General features: G+C 40.2%; 2 tRNA genes and 2 rRNA genes. All 4 read right to left on the bottom strand.

The features are described from left to right. A 23S ribosomal RNA gene (locus IDG63_RS14220) occupies positions 1 to 99 on the bottom strand; the annotation flags it as partial. Between the two features lie 290 nt (positions 100 to 389). Next, positions 390 to 465 (bottom strand) — tRNA-Ala (locus IDG63_RS14215). Between the two features lie 18 nt (positions 466 to 483). Continuing rightward, positions 484 to 560 (bottom strand) — tRNA-Ile (locus IDG63_RS14210). A 91-nt stretch (positions 561 to 651) separates the two neighbouring features. After that, positions 652 to 734, bottom strand: a 16S ribosomal RNA gene (locus IDG63_RS14205); the annotation flags it as partial.

Below are 734 nucleotides of genomic sequence, written 5' to 3'. Positions count from 1 at the left end.
AAGCTTACTTACAGCTCCCCAAAGCATATCGTCGTTAGTAACGTCCTTCATCGGCTTCTAGTGCCAAGGCATCCACCGTGCGCCCTTAATAACTTAATCTATGTTTCCACCATTTTTATAAGTCAAATGCTCACATACGGCTTCGTTTTCATTATTTTAAATGCTCATTTACATAAGTAAACTCTGCTTTAAAATAATTTAACTCATTGTCTGCTAAACGTTTTCTTTTATAAAAAGATTTAAACGCGTTATTAATCTTGTGAGTGTTCTTTCGAACACTAGCGATTATTTCTTATGAATTCAAGCTTATTTAAAACTCTTTATTCACTCGGTTTTGCTTGGTAAAATCTATATTTTACTTACTTATCTAGTTTTCAATGTACAAATAATGGTGGAGACTAGCGGGATCGAACCGCTGACCTCCTGCGTGCAAAGCAGGCGCTCTCCCAGCTGAGCTAAGCCCCCAAATAGGTATTAAATTAATGGTGGGCCTAAGTGGACTCGAACCACCGACCTCACGCTTATCAGGCGTGCGCTCTAACCAGCTGAGCTATAGGCCCATTAATTTGAATGAACAAACATTCAAAACTGAATACAATATGTCACGTTATTCCGCATCTTCTGAAGAAGATGTTCCGAATATATCCTTAGAAAGGAGGTGATCCAGCCGCACCTTCCGATACGGCTACCTTGTTACGACTTCACCCCAATCATTTGTCCCACCTTCGACGGCT

This window comes from Staphylococcus sp. EG-SA-14, assembly GCF_017151935.1.
Classification (GTDB): domain Bacteria; phylum Bacillota; class Bacilli; order Staphylococcales; family Staphylococcaceae; genus Staphylococcus; species Staphylococcus aureus.
This window is presented reverse-complemented; position numbering and strand designations above follow the sequence as displayed.